Source organism: Psychrobacter pygoscelis (assembly GCF_004335015.1).
GTDB lineage: Bacteria > Pseudomonadota > Gammaproteobacteria > Pseudomonadales > Moraxellaceae > Psychrobacter > Psychrobacter pygoscelis.
This window is the reverse complement of sequence record NZ_RQRU01000002.1, coordinates 463,959-482,276: the sequence shown is the minus strand read 5'-3', so window position 1 is coordinate 482,276 and position 18,318 is coordinate 463,959. Positions and strand designations below refer to the sequence as shown.

The following is an 18,318-nucleotide window of genomic DNA, read 5'->3' as shown; positions in this document are numbered from 1 at the left end:
GTTATTCCTCCCAAGAAGTTATACATGGTCTATACAGCACCACAAGGTGATGCCGTTTTCTCCAAACGTATCAAGTTAATTAAATATTACTCTTCTACCGTCTTACTAAAACAGAGGTCATTTCAAAAAGTCGGTAGTAGCTCATGAGTTGAATAGATTTAAAGGTAGCCAGTACTAGTAAGATTTCCGGTAGCTTACGCTAACCCCACGCTACACCTTGCTTCATAACCTAACACTCAATCCCCATACTTCTTATTCAAAGCCCGTAAAATAGCATAAGTCTCTAAGTCCATCTCAGCGCTCAGATTGTCAGGCCGGAAGTGCAACTGAAATGCATAAATCACATTACGGCTAGGCTTGTCCCATTCGTCAGTATCATTGATGGCATAGCCATAGTCTCGAAACGCTTGCTTAATATCGGCAATAGATTGGCGCGCAAACGCCTGCTGATTCATAAAGTGTTGCTTGTCCGCCTCGTCGTACCAAGCGCCAATGCCAAACTCTTTATACAGCCGCTCCCAAGGGAATTTCGCTCCGGGGTCGATTTTACGCGACGGCGCCATGTCTGAGTGACCGATGATATTCTTCGGCTCAATCTCATACTTCTCGGCTAAGTCTTGTACTAGCTGGGCGATTTTACGAACCTGAATGTCTTGAAAGGCCACATAATGTTCAGTTGGGTGATAGCTAAGATTGTCCCTCTTAAGTGCGCCTCTATACTGCTGGGCGATTCCCTCATTGACGATTTCTATACCGATTGAGGTGTCGTTTAACACGCTGCGGCCCGCAAAGCCGCCTTTGCCTGCGTGCCAAGCGCGTTCATGGTCCGGCACTAATTGATAGATTTTATTATCGTCAGTAGAGGGGATGAGATAGTGGGCGCTGACGTTTTTGGTCGTGAGCATCTCAAGCGAGGTCGCATCATCTTCAGCGGTGTAGTGCAGGATGATGAAGTGAATCCGCTGATTTTTGCCTTGAGCTTGGTAGCTTCTATCAATCTCGAAGGGTGGCTCAGTGAGGGCGACGCAGCTGATGAGAGGTAGCGCTAGACTTAAGGTCAATGCTAGAGACAGGGTGCATTTGGTCATGGAACGCTCGTCATCGTAAATCAGAAGAATCAGTATTTTATATGTTTGCTACCAAGCTAAATAAGCTGAATGAAGGATGCTTTAGTTAGCCTTATTTAACCTTCTTCTTCAAAACTTGCTTCCAGCTTTCCTCTAAACACTCAATCGCAAGCCACGGCTCGATAACGTCCGCGTCAATACTGCCCTTTTGATTGGCCAGTTGCCACAGTGTCTTGAGATTGGCAAAGGGGTAGGGGCGTTCGATAAGATACACGGGTAATCCGGCATCAATTTTGCCACCGCGAATCACTTCAAAATACCAACCTGCTAAGCCTTGCTTGGAAATCCACGAAGCGATATTGGGTACTTTAGTAAACTGACCGATTTGGTCATTGATTTTGTAGCAGGGTCTACGCGGCTGCACGATTCGCAGTTGCACAATGTCAGCCTCATCAACTTTATCCTTGTCTTCCAAGCCGCCGTATTGCTGCCCGTATTGGTAGAGATCACCAATACAAACCGTAGTTTCGTCCAAGTCCGGCATGCCCTCGACAGGTTCGGTTGTCAGGTTTTCCCCTAGCGTTCCGACGCGAACTTTTAGACCAAACTCGGCGTTGATTTTAGCATAGGTCGCTGTGGACAGTTGATGCACCGCTTTTAGCGGACCACCGTGATGACGACGATCGGCTTGCTCGTCAGTCGCCAGGCCCATAAAGTTGACGCTAACAGGTGCTTTAATCGGCGCTTTATCAATGGCACTCATCTGCTCCCGGGCAAAGGGCATGGCTTTGCCAGCTCGCACGCAGGTTAGGGTAGCGACATGCAGGGGCAGGACAGCGCTATCAAAATCGGTACTGAGTGGCTTAGTAGAGGCGGACAAAGTGATGGAGTCATCGTTCATGGCAGCATCCTTAACAGTTGCTAATTAGTAAGTTACCAGAGTATAGAATGCAGTGTAGCATGGCAATTCGCCTATAAACATGACAAACATACGAGTATAAAAAAGACCAGACATGTCTGGTCTTCTTGTTAATAGGTGCTTCGTTAACAGGTGCTTAGGCGGTGTGTTAGAGTCTTGCAATATTCACCACGCCATATCAAGCCCTCAATATTAGCCCCCCATACTAACAATGTTTGCTCAAGTATTGCTGGGGTTGATTAATAAGGTGGTTTATTTACCACGGCCTGCTCTTTTGGTCTCACGAGGGGTGGCGACCAGCTCAGCAAGACTCTCTGGTGATGACCAAAGGCCTTCAAGATCATAGAACTCACGGGCAGCAGGCATCATCATATGTACGACGACAGCGCCAAGATCGATAAGGGTCCAATCTGAATCGTTGCCACCTTCACGGCCAAGCGGCATAAAGCCTGCTTTTTTGGCCTCTGCTCCTAAGCTATCAGCCATCGCCCGAACGTGACGTTTAGAAGTACCGTCAGCGATGACAATGCGCTCCATGACGTCAGTTAGGTGCTCGACATTAAGAACGGTGATGTTCTTGGCTTTTAAATCCTCTAAAGTAGTTTGGATGAGCGCTAGGCACTCAGCTAAGCGCTCGTCAGTCATGGTGCTGGTCATAGCAGTATCAGTCATAAAATAAAGTCTCTTAATTATTAAATCGGGTTAAATAAGTTAAAGGTAACAAGTTTGCTTAGGCGTCTGAGAATGATATATCGAGTACTAGGATAAGATACTCGGCGGCCATAAAAAAAGTCACTAATCAGTTGCTTTTTTAATGTCGTCATAAAAAGTAGCGTACTAGCGTACTGATCTAAGCCAATTGGTCAATTAGCCGTTAGCGTGACAATATAGGCGCTGCTCGGCAATATAGTCATAAACAATAGGCGGTAATGCTGATTGTAAGGCAGCGCTATCACTGCTGGCTAGGGCTGCACGGACTTCAGAGCTGGATACGGCTACAATCTCAGTATTATCTCTATAAATGCGTCCACCTGCCCACGCTTTCAAGTCATTATCATTGATCGTCAGTAAATCTAGCACATTATCCGTTACTTTGGCCTGCAAAGACTCTGGTAAAGCACTCACTAAGTGAGCCGTATCATTAGCTTGATGTCCTGGGCGGTCAGCCTGACGCGCAAATATCCATAAATGCACAAAATCGGTAAGCTCAAGGCCTTGCTTCCAGCGTGGTAAGCTTGCAGCGCTATCGCTACCCATAATAAAGATAAGGGTATCATTGGGATACTGCGCTCTTAAGGCTTTTACCGTATTGATAGTATAGACGGGCGGCTCTTGCCACAGCTCATCCGTGCAGATATCGATAGGGGTGAGATGAGTGGCAAGAGTAAGCATAGCAAGGCGCTGACGGGCATCGGTGCTACGGTCTTTAAACGGTGAGCGCGCTGTGGGCATTAAGGCAACTTGAATAGGACGCCCAAGCTGAGCGGCCAGCGGTGCAAGGCGCTCGTAGACGGTCATTGCCATCTGCAAATGGCCCTTGTGCACAGGGTCAAAAGAGCCGCCAAGATAAGCGCGAATGGCAGGGGGCTGAGCGGTAGCGTTACTCGATGACATAGGGATAGGCTAGGGTCCTTTGCAAGAAGTTGAGGCGATAGTTGTCATTGTAGTGGCTCAGCGGTAGCGGGTCAAAGGATGATTAACCACGATAAATTGAAGGTATAAAAAAGCAGGATAGCGAGCTTGACTCACTATCCTGTCATGATGATTACAATTATTTTACTGCGTTTATTAACAGCGTCTTTAACAAAAGACTATTAAATATCTGGGCTATGTGCCTGAATAGCCGTTAGGGCGATGGTATAGACAATGTCATCGACCAACGCACCGCGAGAGAGGTCATTAACGGGTTTATTCAAGCCTTGTAGCATAGGCCCAACACTCACGACGTTGGCACTACGCTGTACGGCTTTGTACGTGGTGTTACCTGTGTTCAAGTCTGGGAAGATAAACACGTTTGCTTGACCGGCGACAGGTGAGTCAGGGGCTTTTTGTTTGCCCACACTCATGACGAAGGCAGCGTCGTACTGTAGCGGGCCATCGACGGCGAGATCAGGAGCACGCTCACGGACGATTTCAGTGGCGCGCTTAACCTTTTCGACGTCAGCGCCAGTACCAGATGTGCCCGTCGAGTAGCTGATCATCGCGACTTTTGGATCAATACCAAAGGCCTTAGCAGAGGCGGCCGATTGAATAGCAATCTCGGCCAGCTCTTCGGCATTAGGGTCTGGGTTAATGGCGCAGTCCCCATAGACCAAGACTTGCTCTGGCATGAGCATAAAGAAGATAGACGAGACTAGCGAATAATCCGGAGCGGTCTTAATAAACTGGAAGGCCGGGCGAACGGTATTGGCAGTCGTATGAACTGCCCCAGAGACTAAGCCGTCGACCTCATCAAGATAGAGCATGAGTGTGCCAAGGACAACGGTGTCAGAGAGCTGCTCAGCAGCAAGCGGTTCCGTCAGTTTACCTTTACGGCGCTCAATCATGGTCTTGATATACTTGTCATGATTGATTTGAGCAGGATCGATAATCTCTAAGCCTTCTGGTAATTCAACGCCACGATTTTTGGCGACTTCTTCGACTTCGGCGCGGCTAGCAATGAGCACACAGTTAGCGATACCACGGCTTTGACAGATACAGGCGGCTTCAACGGTACGCGGTTCAGCACCTTCAGGCAGGACGATGCGTTTTTTGGCAAGCTCGGCTTTTTTGACCACTTGATGGCGAAAGGCTGAGGGTGAAAGTCTAGTGACATGCCCACGGCTAAAGTAATCTTTGAGCCAGTCTAAATCAAGATGTGCTGCCACAAAGCGAGCGACTTCCTCAGCACGCTCAACATCATCTGTTGGGATCTCACTGCTCATATTGGTGAGGTTCTGAACCGTGGCATAGCTGTTGGTATCGACACTCATGACCGGCATGCCAGTCTTTAGTGCAGGGCGGCACAGCTCAATGACAGTGTCATTTGGGGTGATACCACCGGTCAAGACGATACCCGCCATAGGAATACCATTCATACAGGCCAGTGCAGTGGCTAACAATAAGTCATCTCGATCACCTGGGGTGACGATAAGAGTACCACGGTTAAAGACTTCACCCACCCGCGAGACTGCCCGAGCCGTTAGGCTAGTGCTAGTGATACGTCGCTCTTTGGCTTCTCCAACATGCAACCAAGTCGCGCCAAGCTCGCTCGCCACATCCCAAGTCCGGGGTACTGATAAGGTATCACTAAAGGGGACAACGCCGATAAGGTGGAACTTATCAGTGTCAAACGCTGGCGACTGCTGCTTGACCGCTTGCATAAAGCTCTCATCGAGGGTGACAGTCGCCTCCCCTGGTGCCACAGGCTGCGTCGCAAAAGTATTAGGTACATTTTGTACGCGCATCAAGATACAGCCAAGTGTTCTAGAGCTTGAAAGACCACCAAAGTCTTGAGCATGGACATCTAGTCTGTCTGCCAACTGCTTAGGATCGTTGATATCGGCAGTACTGACTAAGATAATCTTGGCATCTAAAGCATTGGCTAAAGAGCGATTGACCTGGGCGGCATAGGACGCTTCGGTAGTAGGTACTAGGCCTTCACAAATGACGATATCATGACCGTCGCTCATGCTGTGATGCATGGCGACCACTTCTTCCATCAAATCATCAAGATTACCGTCACCGAGCATACGCTCGACACGCTGACGACTGATAGAAGTAGGGGGTTCAAGACCGAAAGCTTGCTGGGCAAGCGCGCTAGTGCTGTCTAAGCGGTGCTGCTTGTCTTGGGTATCATCTTGCAAGAATGGCTTCATAAAGCCGGCTTTAGTACCAGAATAATCTAGAGCGCGGATGAGGCCGAGCGCTGCTGAGGTTAGGCCAATACCGCGATTGGTAGGCACTAATAAAATAGTCTGCATAGCAATTCCTATTTAGGTTTTATTTATTTGTAGCTAATGGCAATAAGATAAATTCAAAACACACAGTCAACCCTATTGTGTTAAGCCTAGAGCTTCACGGGTTTCATGAGCGATGCGGTATTCTTCGTCAGTAGGGATTACCCACAGCTCAGCTTGGCTATCGTCGCCATGGAAGCTGCCTTCTGCGCCGCCGTAAAGTGAGGCGTTTTTGTCTTCTTTGATGCTAATCTTGAAGTGGCGCAATACCTCTAGTATTTTACTGCGGATCATGGCTGAGTTTTCACCGACACCGCCAGTGAATACGATACCAGTAAAGACCGGTAGGGCGCAGCTAAGCGAAGCCAGATATTTACCGGCGCGGTAGCAGAACATCTCAATAGCAAGCTTGGCATCTTCGTTGCCTTCTTCGGCCGCTTGACCCACGGTGCGCATGTCATTTGATAGTCCAGAGATGCCCAGTAGTCCACTTTGCTTATTCAGTACCACGTCGATCTCATCTAGCGTCATGCCCAGAGTACGCTTGAGATGCAGATGTAGTCCCGGATCGACATCGCCACTACGCGTGCCCATCATCAGCCCCTCAAGTGGCGTCAGTCCCATACTGGTATCTAAGCTTCTGCCGTCATAGATCGCTGCGGCAGAGCAGCCATTGCCTAGGTGGGCAGTCAGCCAGCCGTGCGGGCCTGTTGCGTCTGATAATTGGCTGGCGCGATCAGAGACGTAAGCATGTGAGGTACCATGGAAGCCATAACGGCGAATTTTCTCTTCATCGTACAAGGCTTTCGGTAGGGCATAGCGGAAGGCTACTGGTGGCATAGTCTGGTGAAAGGCGGTATCAAATACGACAGCTTGAGGAAGCTCAGGGTAAATGGCATTGACGGCTTCGATACCTAGAGCGTTGGCAGGATTGTGGAGGGGAGCAAGGATTTTTAGACGTTTTACTTCTGCCAATACGTGCGGTGTGACTTTCGCAGCTTTGGTAAATTCTCGTCCGCCGTGCACCACGCGGTGACCAACGGCGATAGGCTTATATTGCTCCAATAGCTCAAGGATCTTTTGTAAAGCCAGTTTGTGACTACCCCCTGCGATCTGGATTTGTTGTTTTTTACCATCTAGGCCAGTATGTTTGATTTGTGCCGTATCGAGTCCTAAGTTCTCCGCAAGCCCAGTAATTCGGGTCTGATCGTCTTCACTGATTAAGGCATATTTGATTGAGGAGGAGCCGCAATTGAGGACTAAGGTAGGGTTGGTAATCGTCAATGTCATAGTTGAGTCTCAGTTTAATAAGTCATTAATTGGTATATTTATCATGATAGGTTGAATCTAATGGTCAAAACAAAGCATAAAATAGAAACCACAAATCATTAAACTTAAGCTATCAAGAGAGATAAGTTAGCAAAACAGCTGAGCTGTTAGAAAACCTAAAGCCGAGATAAGGCGATAATAATCAGTAGCCTATTGTTTCCACTTTAATTGATATCTCCACAAAAGTGTTTATTCCTTTTTGGATTTAGCCGTTCCATGATAATTCTAATAAAATAGGGCGCGGCATGAGCCACTATCGCTAGTTATGAACTACGATTAAAATGCCTTTACACAGTACAGTGGTGTGCAAAAACTCAGTGTCCCTGTTAAGACATGCGCCCTACTGCCCTCTGGTCCATGAGTATGACTTTGTGACTACATAAAAGCTGCCGAATGGCATTGTCAATAATGTATCATATTTCACGAATGAAGCCATTTTTTTGCTAAATTAAACAGCATATTATTTTGTTTTTTATGGCTGTCTTGCCTAGCATAGATAATGCACCATGAGTGCAAATGATTAGAGATACAAGGAGCGCCCTGTTAATGAGTCAACCTATCCCAAGCTTTATAGCGACCCAGACTCAGAGCTTTAAGGTCAACTTTATTAGGGGCCGTCTAGTTATGGCTATGGTAGCTGCGGTACTGGCGAGCACCGGCTGTGGTCAAAAGGGGGCCTTATATCTTCCGGACAGTCAGTCTGTGGTGGGTAGCAATAGTGATTCGAGCGCTGAACAAAATGTGGCCGAGATGACCCCAGAAGAGCGTGAGAGAATTGAACAAATCATCAGCGACCCTAATGACTATTAAAGTTGGTAAAATTTGTGAGATTTGCTAGAGCGCATAAGACCAGCGGTATTACCAAAATCTTATCACTCTATCACCCTGTGAGCTTATGATATAGCCGTAAGTAGGCGTCATAACTCTTATAAAATGGAAGTTTATGGCGTTTTGCTAACTTTTTATTATCTACCCCCTTTATGCGTATAATAGGGCACCGATTTAACCCCACCCAAAATACAAGCGTTTAATTAGAGTAATAACTATGAGTAATTCCACCACTGCTAATGAGCATTCGGTATCACCACAAGATCAATCTCAAGGACAGGCACAAGAGCAAAATCATAATCAAGGCCTTGAGGTAGATGCTCAGGCACTTGTAGCACAGCTGCCTGCTCTGGATTATGATAACGGTGCGTTGAAGATAGAAGGGGTTAGTGTCGCTACCTTAGCAAAGCAATATGGCACGCCAAGCTACATTTATTCTAAGCAGGCGATCTTGGACGCTTATCATGCCTATAGTGATAGCTTCGCTGAGATACCGCATAAGATTTGCTATGCGGTAAAGGCCAACTCTAACCTGGCCGTTTTGGGTATCCTTGCGCGCGAGGGGGCTGGGTTTGATATTGTCTCTGCTGGTGAGCTGGCGCGAGTGATTGCCGCCGGTGGTGATCCTAAGCGGGTGGTGTTCTCAGGTGTTGGAAAGCGCGCCGATGACATTCGCTTTGCTTTAGAGACAGGTATTGGCTGCTTTAATGTCGAGTCAGACAGTGAGCTTGAGCTTATTCAGAGCGTCGCGGCGCAGCTGGATAAGATCGCGTCAATCTCCTTGCGTGTCAATCCCAATGTAGATGCTAAGACTCATCCTTATATCTCTACGGGTCTTAAAGATAATAAGTTTGGTATCTCGCATGAGCGCGCATTAGAGGTCTATCAGCAAGCAGCTCAGATGCCTAATATTAATATTCAAGGTATCGATTGCCATATTGGCTCGCAGCTTACTGAAGTTGCGCCATTTATTGATGCCCTTGATAAGCTGATTGAGCTGATTGATGATCTGAGAGCTAATGGCATCGAGCTGAGCCATATTGATCTAGGCGGTGGTCTTGGGGTGCAGTATATTGATGAGTCGCCGATTAGTATTGCAGACTTTGCAGCCACCTTGCTACCTAAATTAAAGGCGCTAGGTCTCAAGGTATACTTTGAGCCAGGTCGCAGTATCGTCGCCAATGCCGGTGTTCTACTGACCCGAGTTGACGTCCTTAAGCCTACACAGCACAAAAACTTCGCCATCGTCGATGCAGCAATGAATGATATGATTCGACCAGCGCTCTATCAGGCTGAGATGGGTATTATTCCGGCACAGCTGACGACAGATAGCGCTGATGGGGCAAAAACATGGGATATCGTCGGGGCTATTTGTGAGACTGGCGACTTTTTGGCCAAAAATCGTAAGCTGACCTTAGCAGTCGGCGATGTCTTGACGATAACTGGTGCTGGTGCTTATGGTTTTGTTATGAGTAGCAATTACAACACTCGACCTCGTAGTGCTGAAGTTATGGTTTCCAAAGACCAGCATCAGCTAATCCGCCAGCGCGAGCTTGTTGAGGATCTATTTGCTACTGAGCAATTATGGCAAGCTGATTAATAGCCTTGAGCGGCTTAACCAGCGGCTCTACTGTTTCATATCCTTATTCATGTTATCTGACCCATTACTATTCATAGTAGTGGGCTTTTTAGTTTAATAAGCTGAGATACTTAGGATTTATTGCTGACTGTGTTAAGTTCGGCGGCCTAAATTGAACAAGAGGATCGGACTGCTTTAAATAATGGCGTAGAGCGCTTGGTAGAATTGACTTAATTAGCGTTCTACTTCGACTGCTAATGAATAAAATTGTGCCAAACTACTGACAACGTATCAAAATGGTCGATAAGCAAATAAAGATTTAGTATTATTAACTATATATAGTAGAATAATTAAATTTTGTGGCCATCTGATTGGCTTATTTAAAATAACGGCGTTACCTATATCCAAAGATAATGATAGAGAATGGGTAATCACTACGTTCTCATTAGGACATAATAATGATAGCGGTATCGGTAGATTTAACCGTCTCTTGATTATCATTGTCATAGATGCCGTGGTAAGATAAGTTACACACAAGAATACGACAGGATACATGGACATGTTACTAGAATTTACCAAAATGCATGGGCTGGGCAATGATTTCATGGTCATCGATTTGGTTACTCAGCGCTTAGATTTAACCACAGATTTAGTGAAGTTAATGGGTGACCGGCATTTGGGCATCGGCTTTGATCAGCTTTTGGTAGTCGAGCCACCTCTACATCCTGATGTCGACTTTAGTTATCGAATATTTAATGCTGATGGATCAGAAGTTGAGCAGTGCGGTAATGGCGCTCGCTGTTTTGCTCGCTTCGTTCAGGCGCGAAAGCTGTCTTTTAAACAGCGTCTTCGAGTAGAGACCGCAAGCGGTATTATTACCTTGACCACCGATCGTTATGGTTGGGTACAGGTCGATATGGGTAAGCCAAGCTTTGAGCCGGATGATATTCCTTTTACCCCCAAAGCCATCACCAAAATTCAAAACGCCTATCATTTGGATGTTGAGGGCACACCGGTTCAACTGTTTGTGGCCAATATGGGTAACCCACATGCAGTTATCAAAGTCGATGACATATTGGAAGCAGAGGTCGAAAAGCTAGGCCGAGCTATCGAATCGCACCCAGCCTTTCCAGCACGGGTCAACGTCGGTTTTATGCAGGTCATGAATCAGCGTCATATCCGCTTACGCGTATATGAGCGAGGCGTTGGCGAGACGCAAGCCTGCGGAACGGGTGCCTGCGCTGCGGTAGCCGTAGGGATTCGCGAAGGCTGGCTGGATGAAGGCGAAGAGATTCGCGCTCAGCTGTATGGTGGTAGTTTGCTAATCCACTGGCAGCCCGGCTATTCAGTGATGATGACTGGGCCGACCGCCTTTGTTTATGAAGGGGTATTTAGTCCTGATGGTCTGATGGCGCAAGCTGGTATCAAGCCAGTATCTACAGATAAGGTCTAGTGAGTCAGCGATGACTGATGTCGTAGAGACTGGTAGTCTTCGCCGTGTAGGCGCTCAGCGATTAAAGGAGACAACGGCTGAATCTGTAGCAGAAGCAGCGTCAATGTCAGAGCACCTTCAAACGCTACTCATACCAGTGGATGCTTGGCTGCACACCTTATCTATTCAGAATCACTCAGCGCATACCTTAGCGGCGTACTTTGCAGCACTAAAGCAGCTTGCCTATTATTTGGACAAAAAGAAGCTGACTTGGACGCGCTGTGACAAGCGCCAATTGGCACGCCATATCAGTCATCGTTTAGACCAAGATAAGCTCAAACTCTCTAGTGTTCAACAAGAGCTGTCGGCCATTCGCCACTTTTATGGTTGGCTTATCGAGCAAGGTCAGGCGCGAATCAATCCAACGACTGGGTATCAGCTCAAGAGAAGCCCACGGCCGCTACCTGCCATCGCTGATGCCGATATGATGTCACAGCTACTGGACCAGCCTATGCCCGAAGCGCCAGAGCAAGCTAGACTTTGGGTCCGTGACAGTGCTATGTTTGAGCTGCTCTATAGTAGTGGTCTTCGAGTAGGGGAGCTGGTGGCACTTGATGTGACTTCCGTGGATTTGAGTTCAAAGCAAGTTCGAGTCACTGGTAAGGGCAATAAGACCAGAATAGTACCGTTAGGCAGCAAGGCGGCCGAAGCTATCCAGCGCTATCTACCCCATCGGTATTTATGGGTAGAGCAGCAGGACCCTGCGCTGTTTATTAGCGAAAAGCTCGGGACACGGCTGAGCACTAGAGCCGTGCAGCAGCGACTCAAAGTTGCTGCCAGTCGTGCAGGCATCGCTCAAAATTTATATCCGCATCTATTGCGGCACTGCTTTGCCTCGCACGTCTTATCTGGCAGTGGTGATCTGCGAGCTGTGCAAGAGATGCTCGGCCATAGTGACATCAGTACCACACAGATTTACACCCATGTGGACTTTGCTAAGCTAACCCAAGTCTATGATCAAGCGCATCCGAGAGCTACGCACAGTCAGCCAGTAGCCAATGACTGGGACGACTGAGTTAAGCCAGACGATGACACTGGAAGATGGGCAACTGCTGACGAGCAAGGCGTTGGGCCTCTGGGTCAAAGGTTGCCATAACTGTGGCAAAAGCCATGTCCTTATCAGCGTTTGTTTCTACATTAAGGTCGCTATGCGTGTACTCATCGACACAGACGCCATCGTGACGGCTAATAGCGGCATGGCCCCAAGTCTGGCGGACTGAGCTATCTTGGTAGTGATGATGACCACCTTGCGGTGCGCCAATGACCATACACTGACTGTCAAGAGCGCGTGCCCGCAAGAGCAGCTGCCAATGGGCCTGACCTGTCATGTAAGTGAATGCCGAAGGGGCTGTCAATAGCTCAGCGCCTACTTGCCTTAGCTGCTGAGCCAGCGCAGGAAAGCGTAAATCAAAGCACACCATCATCCCTAGCTGATAGGTGCTATTGTCGATAGTAATGGGAGCGACGACAGTTTGCGTTCCTGGTTCAAAGGTTGCGGCCTCATTATAGCTGCCTGTATCGTCGCTGACGGTCGCTGTGAACAGATGAATTTTGTCATAGCGGGCGATTTGTTGACCATCAGGACCGAATAGTTGGCTGACTTGGCGCAGTCGGCCGTCGCTAATTGTCGTGCCGTCAGGTCGATACAAGCAGGGCAGAGTACCCGCGACCAGATGGGTCTGATGCTTGGCTGCAAGGTCTGCTATTTGCGCGCTCAAATCATCAAAGCGCTCAGCGGTCTCATGTTGACGGCCCATACTGCACATATTCTCTGGTAGTACGACCAGATCAGCGCCTTTATCACTTGCTGCGGCTACGCCTGCCGCTATTGTCGTGAGGTTTTGCTCGATGTCCTGTTGGCTATTGAGCTGAATAGCTGCAACTTTCAGCTCTGGTCGCGTAGAGCGCTTAGAACGAGTAGAGGTTGTAAAAGAATTAGACTGGGTCATAGGGCATATCTCACTAATAAGGCAATAAAAGTAGAATAACGAAGCGGTATATCAGTAGACCCTAATCTAAGCGAGCAATAGCGACCCTGAATCTGAATATGGCGAGGTAATAACAGCCGTAATTCTCTTTAAGGTATCGCTTATTAAAAGGGCTACTGTTACGCTGCGGCCATCGGTTAAAGTTTTGATTTATATCTAAAAATAAAAAATTCTGTCGCCACTTTCAATCGTGTGTTAATACGACTTCACCACAGATAGGTGTGATATAACGTCGGCTAGACACTGTGATTGACGACAACTAATTTAGAATAATCATATCAAAATTGAGGCAAAAGGTGCTATCGTCAAGCCCCACACTGTAAAGCGCTTCATAATGGGCATTCAAGTTTTAGTGAAGACTTAGTAGGCTTTACTTAAGGCGCAATTTTTGTTCCACTGTATTGATAAATTTATAGTTGTATTTTTAACCTTAATGTATTCATCCTTCAATACTTGACCTTTAACCCTTGACCTTTAAATACTTGGAGTCACGTAAGCATCCATGAGTATATCATTCGGATTAGGCGCTAAGCTTTCGACTTCCCAAAAGCTCACGCCGCAAATGCAGCAAGCTATCAAGCTGCTTCAGATGTCAAGTCTAGAGCTGGCCCAAGAGGTCCAAGTTAAGCTCGATAACAATCCTTTACTTGAGCGTGTTGAGACCTCCGAAGATGCCTTGGATCTTAGTGATAGCCTTGATGATACTGCTCAAGAGCCCAGTGCTACAGCTTCTGTGCTAGAGGCGCAGCAGAATATCGACCTGTGGAATAATACGGCCTCTAAGAGCAGTCGCCAACTTGAGACATCATCCTTTGACAGCTCAGAGATAGTAGATAGTGCTGATAAGTTAAAGCAGGCGACGATAGATGACAGTGTGGTAGATAGCTCTGTACATACGGCTTGGGAGGATTCCTACAGCTATGAGCCTACAGGCCTGTCACGGCCCAGTTACGATGACTTAGATGACTATCAAGGCAGTACCAGTGCTAGCATTCAAGATCATGTACGCTGGCAGCTAAACTTTAAGCATTTATCGCAGATGGATATACTGATAGCTGAGTATTTAGTCGATGCGATGGATGAGATGGGCTTTGTGCAGCTGGATTTAGAGGAGCTACAACGAAGTCTGGCGACTATGGCCAGCTTTTATCAGTGGGAGGCTGAGGTCCAGCTAGAAGAGATTGAGGCGGTACTACGTATCATCCAGTCTTGTGATCCTTTAGGAGTAGGAGCGCGTAGCCTTACTGAATGTTTGCAGCTTCAGCTAAATAAGCTGCCTGCGCACACGCCTGACTTGTCTTATGCCAAAGCTTTATTGTCCGCGCCGCACTATCTGGTCAGCAATAATATCAAAGCTCTTATGGAAGAGACGGGACTAAAACAAAATCAAATCCAACCCGCCTTAGCGCTAATTCGTACACTGAATCCCTCTCCAGGACTCGCTTTTGTTAATAGTCAGCCGGATTTCACTAGTGATAATAAAAGCTACGATATTCCTGATGTGCTAGTCACTGCTGATAGCATCAATGAGCAAACAGTGCAGTGGCAAGTGCAGCTTAATCCTGAAACCTTGCCTAAGCTGCGAGTCAATAAAGAGTATGCTAGTCTGGTAAAGCGTGGTGATGACAGCCCAGATAATCTCTACCTGCGCGAGCATCTTACTGATGCACGGCTCTTTATCCGCAGTATTGAGGAGCGCAATCAAAACCTTTTAAAGGTCTCGACCTGTATTGTCAGTCGCCAGCAAGCATTTTTGCTAAATGGGGCGACTGAGATGCAGCCTCTCATCCTTAAGGACGTCGCCGATGAAGTCGGTCTCCATGAGTCTACCGTCTCACGATTGACTACCAGTAAGAGCATCTTAACGCCGCAAGGGCTTTATTCGTTAAAGTATTTTTTCTCTTCGCATGTGAGCAGTAGTAGTGGTGAAGTGTCGTCTACCGCCATCAGTGCGATGATTGCACAGATGATTGAGGCTGAAGATGCCAAAAAACCGCTCTCAGATAGTGCCATAAAGCAGCGACTGGCGGAGGATGGTATAGAGATTGCCAGACGGACGGTCGCTAAATATCGTGAAGCGATGAATATTGGCTCATCAACACAGCGCAAACAAAAGTATTGAAATAGTAAGTCTTAACCTAGCCTAATAGGCAGTAGCGCCCTTAACAAAGCGTCATTTTCATTTATACAGCGTTACTGATTCAAAGTCATTATATGACTGAAGCAGCCAAACTATCGGTCAATAATCCTGTGGTATATCTAGCGTATTTGATGATAAAAAAGAGAGGCGTTTTAAATAGAAAGAGACGGGTTAGGAAACAAAATAAAATTTTTCGATTATATAAAAATACAGTTAAAACAAAAGCGTTATTTACAAATAGTTACACTATAAGACCTTGTCAGTACTTCGATTTCATGACAAATTAAATGAACCTCAATAGCCAATATAATCTTTAAAATAAAAGCACCTATATCGCTAAGCTCCTCGTATAGCAAGGGGTTGATAGGATAGAAAAGTCTTTTAGAACAAGTAGGTTATCTGCAACCCATTGAGGAGGTAATTATAGTCATAGCCGCTTAGGCGACATAATTACACTTTATGACATGATCATCACAAGGAACAGGCATATGAATATTTCCATCAGTGGCCACCATATCAGTGTAACAGACGCCATGAAATCAGCAGTTATGGATAAGCTTGAAAAAGTGGAGCGTCATTTTGATCAGATTCAAAGTATCAAAGTCATCCTATCTCTTGATAATCATCGCACAGAAACCAGCCATAGCGGCAAAAATAATCACAAAGCTGAAGCCATTATGCGCGTAGCTGGTCAAGAGATGTTCGTACAAGCTTACGATGATGATATGTATCTGGCCATCAATGCCATGGCGGACAAACTTGATCGCCAAGTTCGAAAGTACAAAACCAGAATAGAGCGAAAATCACGCAGCCCTAAACGTGACCTGCCACCAATAGAGATTGATGATAACCTTGGTGTGGGCGTGGCATAATATATTACAGTCTAGTTTTAGATAACTTTAAATAGGTTGGCGATGTTAAATAGGTTAGATAAGATTATTATCAAATTAGACTATGATTTAGCATAGCTAACTCTAGCGATAAAAGACTAAAAAGCCCGCTTAATATACTGATTAAGCGGGCTTTTTTATACCATCATAAGCCGTGATAAGTATTGATTTATAACGTCATCATTTGCGAATCGATATCTATCAACCGCCGCCGACCGCTTGCACCACTTCGATGACCATGCCTTCTCTAATGCGCGTCTGAGCCAGTTGGCTTTTAGGAATAAGCTCACCATCGACCTCTACCGCGTATCGACCTTCACTTAAGCCCAGCTCATTGACCAACAGTTGAACAGTCTGATGAGTAGTTTGCAGTGTTTTACCATTAACTGTGACGATACTCATGGGTAGGGCCTCCTCGTTGCACGATAGTAATCTATATTAGTTAGTATTATAGGGGGTAGCGGTTATTGGCAGTCAATATCGAAAAACGATCTTTGAGTTAACCCTGATAGCGAAACGCAGTCACGGCAAGCCATAGCCAGCCTACAATCATTAACACTCCGCCAATAGGGGTGATGGCACCGAACCAACGCGGCGCGCCTAACGCCATCGCGTATAATGTTCCTGCGAATATCAGCACGCCAATCTGTAGTAGCCAAGCGGGCATCGGTGTCGTTATCTGTAAGCGAATAAGGATACCGACCGCCAACAGCCCCGTAGCATGTATCAAAAGATAAAGGGTCGCTGTATGCCACCAGTCGAGTTGCTGACTGGTAGCGATACTCTTGAGACCATGTGCGCCAAAGGCACCAAGACCGACAGCAAGCGCCAAATTAACTGCTGCAATTCCAACCCAATTTAACATGAGTAAAGTCCGTTACTGTTTTTGATTTTATTATAAGGTATATCAATAAAGTTGGTGATAGAAGCATCCCAAGCTATCTAGCAATTAGGCTAGATATCATCGGGCATAATGACGCTCTCTATGGTCATCGCCTCACGGATTTTGTCCATAGCATTTTTTTCAATCTGGCGCACGCGCTCAGCAGAGATGTCATAAACAGCGGCCAGCTCATGCAAGGTCGATTTTTGCTCAGATAGCCAGCGCTGCTCGACGATGTCGCGGGAGCGCTCATCTAAAGTATCCATAGCCGCAATAAGCGCAGAAGAGTTATTCTCCTCCCAGTCAGCTTCCTCAACCATCTCAGCAGGGTCTATACCATCTTCCAAAAACAGTTGCGGCGCATAGCGGCCCTCATCATCGTCGCTAGACTGCGCTTCAAAAGAGGCGTCATAAGAGGTCAAGCGTGACTCCATCTCAAGCACTTGTTTTCGTGTCACATTCAGATCATTAGCGATAGCATCCGCTTCTTCTAAGGTGAGCTGATTGTTGGTCTTTTTTAGACTACGTAAGTTAAAGAATAGCTTACGATGGGCTTTGGTGGTCGCCACCTTGACGATACGCCAGTTACGAATGACGAACTCGTGGATTTCTGCTTTGATCCAATGCACGGCAAAGGAGACTAGGCGCACTCCCTTATTAGGGTCAAAGCGCTTTACCGCTTTCATTAGGCCAAGATTGCCCTCTTGAATCAAGTCAGCTTGGGGTAAGCCATAACCTGAGTAGCTACGAGCAATGTGGATGACGAAGCGCAGGTGAGACATGACCAGCAGCCTTGCTGCCTCAACATCACCTTCATCATAATAGCGGTGAGCCAGCTCTTGCTCCTGCTCGGTGGTGAGAATAGGAATCTGGTGTACGGTATTAATATAAGCCCCAAGATTGACGCCGGGTGCTGATAGATGGGTGGGCATGGCGGGGACCAAATCGCGGGTACTGGTGGTCGCCAATGCGCTAGCATCATAAGGAGGCTTTGCTGCCGCATTCGTTGCTCCACCGGCAGGCGCAGTGGATTTCTTTACGCTAGTCTGTGATTTTGCAGACTTATTAGCGGCAGTGGACGCGGTGCCTGTTGTGGTGGAGTTTGCCATGAGCTAACCTTAATGTTTGATCTTTAATGAGATAAATAATTGCTTGTAAAGTCGTAATTTGGATATGTAAATAAGACATTATAAGATATTTAGGACTGTGCATAAGATCATAAAATAATGGGCATCGTAGAGCGGTTACCTATCAAAATATATCCA

At 46.8% G+C, this 18,318-nt stretch carries 16 protein-coding genes; 6 read left to right on the top strand and 10 right to left on the bottom strand.

Annotation, left to right across the window (positions count from 1 at the left end; translation table 11 throughout):
* Positions 1-236: 236 nt before the first annotated feature.
* The 6 genes from EGV92_RS06780 to EGV92_RS06755 form a co-directional block, all read right to left on the bottom strand.
* The gene (locus tag EGV92_RS06780) at positions 237-1,088 is read right to left on the bottom strand and encodes an N-acetylmuramoyl-L-alanine amidase (protein ID WP_131668464.1); all 852 of its coding nucleotides are present in this window, start codon (positions 1,086-1,088) and stop codon (positions 237-239) included.
* 91 nt (positions 1,089-1,179) lie between these two features.
* A complete protein-coding gene (locus tag EGV92_RS06775; RefSeq protein ID WP_423227904.1) occupies positions 1,180-1,851 on the bottom strand; it encodes an MOSC domain-containing protein in 672 nt (223 codons plus the stop codon).
* A 387-nt stretch (positions 1,852-2,238) separates the two neighbouring features.
* Positions 2,239-2,643: a ribosome silencing factor gene (gene rsfS, locus EGV92_RS06770; RefSeq protein WP_131668790.1), complete on the bottom strand. Its 405-nt coding sequence runs from the start codon at positions 2,641-2,643 to the stop codon at positions 2,239-2,241.
* A gap of 210 nt (positions 2,644-2,853) precedes the next feature.
* Positions 2,854-3,600, bottom strand: a complete 747-nt coding sequence (nadD, locus tag EGV92_RS06765) for a nicotinate (nicotinamide) nucleotide adenylyltransferase (protein ID WP_131668462.1) — start codon at positions 3,598-3,600, stop codon at positions 2,854-2,856.
* Between the two features lie 200 nt (positions 3,601-3,800).
* Complete coding sequence (gene pta / locus EGV92_RS06760; RefSeq protein WP_131668461.1) at positions 3,801-5,948, bottom strand: phosphate acetyltransferase; 2,148 nt, start codon at positions 5,946-5,948, stop codon at positions 3,801-3,803.
* A gap of 72 nt (positions 5,949-6,020) precedes the next feature.
* Complete coding sequence (locus EGV92_RS06755) at positions 6,021-7,214, bottom strand: acetate/propionate family kinase (RefSeq protein WP_131668460.1); 1,194 nt, start codon at positions 7,212-7,214, stop codon at positions 6,021-6,023.
* 585 nt (positions 7,215-7,799) lie between these two features.
* On the opposite strand from EGV92_RS06755, the gene lptM reads away from it, so the two are divergent.
* The 4 genes from lptM to EGV92_RS06735 all read left to right on the top strand — a co-directional run bounded on the left by lptM (position 7,800) and on the right by EGV92_RS06735 (position 12,167).
* Positions 7,800-8,063 carry an LPS translocon maturation chaperone LptM gene (gene lptM, locus EGV92_RS14195; protein WP_131668459.1) on the top strand — a complete coding sequence of 88 codons (264 nt, stop codon included), beginning with the start codon at positions 7,800-7,802 and terminating at the stop codon, positions 8,061-8,063.
* Between the two features lie 235 nt (positions 8,064-8,298).
* Positions 8,299-9,681: a diaminopimelate decarboxylase gene (gene lysA, locus EGV92_RS06745; protein WP_131668458.1), complete on the top strand. Its 1,383-nt coding sequence runs from the start codon at positions 8,299-8,301 to the stop codon at positions 9,679-9,681.
* A gap of 538 nt (positions 9,682-10,219) precedes the next feature.
* Entirely contained in the window at positions 10,220-11,113 is an 894-nt protein-coding gene (gene dapF / locus EGV92_RS06740) for a diaminopimelate epimerase (protein WP_131668789.1), read from the top strand.
* Positions 11,114-11,123: 10 nt separating this feature from the next.
* A complete protein-coding gene (locus EGV92_RS06735) occupies positions 11,124-12,167 on the top strand; it encodes a tyrosine recombinase XerC (protein WP_131668457.1) in 1,044 nt (347 codons plus the stop codon).
* 1 nt (position 12,168) lies between these two features.
* Here EGV92_RS06735 and EGV92_RS06730 read toward each other — a convergent pair whose 3' ends face one another.
* On the bottom strand, positions 12,169-13,101 hold the full coding sequence (locus tag EGV92_RS06730; protein ID WP_131668456.1) for a nitrilase-related carbon-nitrogen hydrolase: 933 nt from the start codon (positions 13,099-13,101) through the stop codon (positions 12,169-12,171).
* A gap of 541 nt (positions 13,102-13,642) precedes the next feature.
* Here EGV92_RS06730 and EGV92_RS06725 point away from each other — a divergent pair.
* Positions 13,643-15,262, top strand: coding sequence for an RNA polymerase factor sigma-54 (locus EGV92_RS06725; protein ID WP_131668455.1), 1,620 nt, complete (start codon positions 13,643-13,645; stop codon positions 15,260-15,262).
* Between the two features lie 506 nt (positions 15,263-15,768).
* Positions 15,769-16,152: a ribosome hibernation-promoting factor, HPF/YfiA family gene (gene hpf / locus EGV92_RS06720; RefSeq protein WP_131668454.1), complete on the top strand. Its 384-nt coding sequence runs from the start codon at positions 15,769-15,771 to the stop codon at positions 16,150-16,152.
* A 219-nt stretch (positions 16,153-16,371) separates the two neighbouring features.
* Here the strand turns inward: hpf and thiS are convergent, their stop codons facing one another.
* The 3 genes from thiS to rpoH form a co-directional block, all read right to left on the bottom strand.
* The gene (thiS, locus tag EGV92_RS06715) at positions 16,372-16,572 is read right to left on the bottom strand and encodes a sulfur carrier protein ThiS (protein ID WP_131668453.1); all 201 of its coding nucleotides are present in this window, start codon (positions 16,570-16,572) and stop codon (positions 16,372-16,374) included.
* 97 nt (positions 16,573-16,669) lie between these two features.
* Positions 16,670-17,035, bottom strand: a complete 366-nt coding sequence (locus tag EGV92_RS06710; RefSeq protein WP_131668452.1) for a DUF423 domain-containing protein — start codon at positions 17,033-17,035, stop codon at positions 16,670-16,672.
* A gap of 89 nt (positions 17,036-17,124) precedes the next feature.
* The gene (gene rpoH / locus EGV92_RS06705) at positions 17,125-17,985 is read right to left on the bottom strand and encodes an RNA polymerase sigma factor RpoH (protein WP_131668788.1); all 861 of its coding nucleotides are present in this window, start codon (positions 17,983-17,985) and stop codon (positions 17,125-17,127) included.
* Between the last annotated feature and the right edge of the window lie 333 nt (positions 17,986-18,318).

What these genes read in the sequence shown, in the direction of transcription:
- EGV92_RS06780 (WP_131668464.1), bottom strand. Translation starts at nt 1,088, where the DNA reads ATGACCAAATGCACCCTGTCTCTAGCATTGACCTTAAGTCTAGCGCTA.
- EGV92_RS06775 (WP_423227904.1), bottom strand. Translation starts at nt 1,851, where the DNA reads ATGCCCTTTGCCCGGGAGCAGATGAGTGCCATTGATAAAGCGCCGATT.
- rsfS (WP_131668790.1), bottom strand. Translation starts at nt 2,643, where the DNA reads ATGACCAGCACCATGACTGACGAGCGCTTAGCTGAGTGCCTAGCGCTC.
- nadD (WP_131668462.1), bottom strand. Translation starts at nt 3,600, where the DNA reads ATGTCATCGAGTAACGCTACCGCTCAGCCCCCTGCCATTCGCGCTTAT.
- pta (WP_131668461.1), bottom strand. Translation starts at nt 5,948, where the DNA reads ATGCAGACTATTTTATTAGTGCCTACCAATCGCGGTATTGGCCTAACC.
- EGV92_RS06755 (WP_131668460.1), bottom strand. Translation starts at nt 7,214, where the DNA reads ATGACATTGACGATTACCAACCCTACCTTAGTCCTCAATTGCGGCTCC.
- lptM (WP_131668459.1), top strand. Translation starts at nt 7,800, where the DNA reads ATGAGTCAACCTATCCCAAGCTTTATAGCGACCCAGACTCAGAGCTTT.
- lysA (WP_131668458.1), top strand. Translation starts at nt 8,299, where the DNA reads ATGAGTAATTCCACCACTGCTAATGAGCATTCGGTATCACCACAAGAT.
- dapF (WP_131668789.1), top strand. Translation starts at nt 10,220, where the DNA reads ATGTTACTAGAATTTACCAAAATGCATGGGCTGGGCAATGATTTCATG.
- EGV92_RS06735 (WP_131668457.1), top strand. Translation starts at nt 11,124, where the DNA reads ATGACTGATGTCGTAGAGACTGGTAGTCTTCGCCGTGTAGGCGCTCAG.
- EGV92_RS06730 (WP_131668456.1), bottom strand. Translation starts at nt 13,101, where the DNA reads ATGACCCAGTCTAATTCTTTTACAACCTCTACTCGTTCTAAGCGCTCT.
- EGV92_RS06725 (WP_131668455.1), top strand. Translation starts at nt 13,643, where the DNA reads ATGAGTATATCATTCGGATTAGGCGCTAAGCTTTCGACTTCCCAAAAG.
- hpf (WP_131668454.1), top strand. Translation starts at nt 15,769, where the DNA reads ATGAATATTTCCATCAGTGGCCACCATATCAGTGTAACAGACGCCATG.
- thiS (WP_131668453.1), bottom strand. Translation starts at nt 16,572, where the DNA reads ATGAGTATCGTCACAGTTAATGGTAAAACACTGCAAACTACTCATCAG.
- EGV92_RS06710 (WP_131668452.1), bottom strand. Translation starts at nt 17,035, where the DNA reads ATGTTAAATTGGGTTGGAATTGCAGCAGTTAATTTGGCGCTTGCTGTC.
- rpoH (WP_131668788.1), bottom strand. Translation starts at nt 17,985, where the DNA reads ATGCCCACCCATCTATCAGCACCCGGCGTCAATCTTGGGGCTTATATT.